General features: G+C 71.2%; 2 protein-coding genes. Both read left to right on the top strand.

Translation table 11 applies throughout. The annotated features are described in order from the left end of the window. A partial coding sequence (locus VFV67_RS09520; RefSeq protein WP_326468861.1) for a type I polyketide synthase occupies nt 1-2883 on the top strand: 2883 nt, incomplete at its 5' end. Nucleotides 2884-2893: 10 nt separating this feature from the next. Beyond that, a partial coding sequence (locus VFV67_RS09525; RefSeq protein WP_326468863.1) for a beta-ketoacyl synthase N-terminal-like domain-containing protein occupies nt 2894-3955 on the top strand: 1062 nt, incomplete at its 3' end.

Consider the following 3955-nt stretch of genomic DNA (forward strand, 5'->3'; position numbering starts at 1 on the left):
AACCGCGCCCCGGCCCAGGCACTGGCCACCGCCCTGGCCCACCTCCACACCCACGGCGCCACCATCGACTGGCACACCCAATTCGGCACCCGCCAACCCATCGACCTGCCCACCTACGCCTTCCAACGACAGCGCTACTGGCTGAACACTCCCTACGAGACGGCCACCGAGAGCACGTCGGACCACCCGCTGCTCGATGCCGTGATCGATCTGCCCGGCGACGCGGAGAACGGTGGCGTGGCGGGCAGCGGGCGCCTGTCGCTGGAGCGCCACCCGTGGCTCGCCGACCATGTGGTCCATGGCGCCGTGCTTGTGCCGGCCGCGGTGCTGCTGGAGCTTGCGGTGTGGGCGGCGAACAAGGGGGGATGCGACGTCGTCGAAGAGCTCACCCTGGAGACACCACTGGTGCTGTCCCGGACGGCCGATCGCGAGCTCCGCGTCGTGCTCGACGGCAAGCGTGAGATCAGCGTGTACTCCCGGGGCGCGGGCGAACCCGAGTGGACGCGGAACGCCGTCGGGGTTGTCGGGTCCGACACCGGAGGAAGCCGTGCGGAGGAAAGCCTCGGTTCGTGGCCGCCCGCGGGCGCGGCCAGCGTGCCCTTCGGCGAGGACGAGTACACCAGGTTGTCCGCCCTCGGGTTCGGCTACGGGCCCCTGTTTCGCGGCCTGCGGCAGGTGTGGCGCCGCGACGACGTTCTGTTCGCGGAGGTGGAGCTTCCCGCGGTCGACGGCGCCGGCCGGGACCGGTTTCACCTCCACCCGGCGTTGCTCCAGGCCGCGTTGCTCCCGATCGGCCTGGGACGGCTCGGCGACGAGTCCGGATCCGAAGCCTGGCTGCCGTTTCGCTGTACGGGCATCCGGATGGGCTCCGCCGCGCCGACCGCGCTGCGCGTCCGGCTCGCGCCCGCGGGGGAGAAAGCGCTGACCGTGACCATCGCGGACCAGCACGGAGCACCGGTCGGCAGCGTCGCATCGCTGACCTTTCGGGCCGCGGATGTCGAGAAGCTGACCGAGCTGAGCTTCGACCACCGGGACTCGTTGTTCCAGGTGGACTGGGTCCCCCTCTCGGTCTCATCCGGTGGGGCCACCGGTCGGCGCGCGGTCTTCGCCGACCCCGAAGAACTCGCCGCTTCCGGTGCGGCGATCCCCCCGGTCGTCATCGCCGGCCTCGATCGGACGAGCCCGGACGACGGTGACCTGCCCGCCGCCGTCGAGCGGAACCTGCACCGGGTGCTGCGATGGACGCGGGCCTGGCTCTCCGATGACCGGTTCGCCGACGCACGCCTGGTCATCGTGACGCGGGCGGCGATCCACGACGACCAGGTTCCGCACACCGACCCCGCGGCGGCCGCGATCTGGGGATTCGTGCGCACCGCGCAGTCCGAGCACCCGGGCCGGTTCACGCTCGTGGACACCGACGAGGCGCCCGGCTCGTGGGCGTGCCTCCCGGCGGCGGCCGAAACCGGAGCAGCCCAGCTCAAGATCCGAGCCGGCGTCGTGACCACCCCGCAGCTGGCCCACGCCCGCGGCGGGGAGCAGGACGTGCCCGCGCTCGGGTCCGGAACGGCGCTGATCACGGGCGGTACCAGCGGCCTTGGGGCGATGCTGGCCCGACACCTGGTGGCGCGGCACGGGGTGCGGCGGCTGCTGCTGACCAGCAGGCGAGGGCCGTCGGCTCCGGCGGCGGCGGCGTTGCTGGCGGAGCTGACCGAGGCGGGGGCGCAGGTCGAGGTCGTGGCCTGCGATGTCACGAGCCGTGACTCCGTCGCCGAACTGATCGCCGCGGTGCCGCCCGAGCACCCGTTGACGGCGGTGATCCACTGCGCCGGCGTGCTGGACGACGGGGTCGTCGAGGCGTTGACCGAGGACCGCGTGGACTCGGTCCTCGCGCCGAAGGTGCGCGGTGCCTGGTACCTGCACGAGCTGACCAAGCACCTGGACCTGGCCGTGTTCGTGCTGTACTCCTCGATCGCGAGCGTGCTCGGGACGGCGGGGCAGGCCAACTACGCGGCGGCCAACGCGTTCCTCAACGGTCTCGCGGAAGCCCGTCGGGCCGAGGGGTTGCCGGCCAGCTCGCTGTGCTGGGGACTGTGGGCGCAACGCAGTGAGCTCGCCGACATCGGCGACGCGGACGTCGTGCGCCTGCAACGGCAGGGCGTGCTGCCGATGGCGTCGCGACAGGGGCTTGCCCTGTTCGACGCGGCCATGTCGCTGGACGAGCCGGTGCTGGTGCCCGCGCGACTGACCCTCGCGGCAACCGACGCGCCGCATGCCGCCCGCCCGGTGTCGCCGCTCCTGCGCGGTCTGATCGGGACGCCTGCCGGTGCCGGCGGCCCGGGGAGCCGGGCGGTCGGACTCGCGCAGGAGATCAGGTCGCTGCCGCGGGCCGACGCGGAGGCGGTGCTGCTCGAGGCCGTTCGGGCGCAGGCCGCGACCGCCCTCGGCCACGCCGACAGCGGCCGGATCCGTCCCGGCGTGGCCTTCAAGGACCTGGGCTTCGACTCGCTCATGGCGGTGGAGCTGCGGAACAAGCTGGCGGAGGTGACCGGCGTCAAGCTGCCCGCCACGCTCGTGTTCGACCACCCGAACCCCACTGCCCTGGCGCAGACCCTGTTCGCGCTGATCGCTCCCGATTCCCTTGCTGACCCGGAAACTCCGGCGGATCACCTGACCAGGGAGATCGAAGAGCTCGGCACCCGCCTCGAGGAGGCGTTCCTCGAACTCGCGCAGGAGGACAAGGCCACCATCTCCACTCTGCTCGGCGAGCTGCAGGGGCGGATCCGTTCGCTGGCGGGCGCGGGATCACCTGTCGGCATCGTCGACCAGATCAGTTCGGCCTCGGCGGGAGAACTTCTCGCGCTACTCGACAAAGAGCTCGGCTAGGAGAAAAGCGATGACGAACGACAAGGACGCCGAGGTTCTCGACTACCTCAAGCGGACATCGATCGAGCTGCTCGAAACCCGCAAGCGCCTGCAGGAGCTGACCGAGGCCGCTGCCGAACCCATCGCGGTGGTAGGGGTCGCCTGCCGGTTCCCGGGTGGGGCGACGTCCCCGGAGGCGCTGTGGGAGCTGGTGCGGACCGGCGCGGACGTCGTGTCGGACTTCCCGCAGGACCGCAACTGGGATCTGGCGGGCCTGTACGACCCGGACCCGGACCGGCCGGGTACCTGTTACACGCGCTCGGGCGGGTTCCTGTACGACGCGGGTGATTTCGACGCGGAGTTCTTCGGGATCAACCCGCGCGAGGCGCTGGCCGCCGACCCGCAGCAGCGGTTGCTCCTCGAGACCGCGTGGGAGTCCCTTGAACGAGCCGGGATCGACCCGCAGAGCCTGCGCGGCAGCAACACCGGCGTCTTCGCCGGCCTGGCGTACTTCGGGTACGGCAACCACTTCTTCACTCCCGAGACCATCTCGGGCTACGCGCAGACCGGATCCCTGTTGAGCGTGGCGTCCGGTCGCGTGTCCTATGTGCTGGGTCTGGAGGGCCCGGCGGTGTCGACCGACACCGCGTGCTCGTCGTCACTGGTGACGGTGCACCAAGCGGTGCAGTCGCTGCGGCAGGGCGAATGCGGCCTTGCCCTCGCCGGTGGCGTCACCGTCATTGCGACGCCGCAGGTGTTCCGGGAGTTCTCTCGGCAGCGGGGTTTGTCGGTGGATGGGCGGTGTAAGGCGTTTGCTGAGGCGGCGGATGGCACCGGGTTTGCCGAGGGTGTCGGGGTTGTGGTGTTGGAGCGGTTGTCCGACGCGCGGCGCAACGGGCGTCGGATCTGGGCGGTGATCCGTGGTTCGGCGGTGAATCAGGATGGGGCGTCGAACGGTGTGACCGCGCCGAACGGGTTGGCGCAGCGGCGGGTGATTGAGGCGGCGTTGGCGAATGCTCGGTTGCGGGGGGGTGATGTGGATGTGGTTGAGGCGCATGGGACTGGGACGAGGTTGGGGGATCCGATCGAGGCC

Source organism: Actinophytocola sp., assembly GCF_035762905.1.
Lineage (GTDB): Bacteria > Actinomycetota > Actinomycetes > Mycobacteriales > Pseudonocardiaceae > DASYTH01.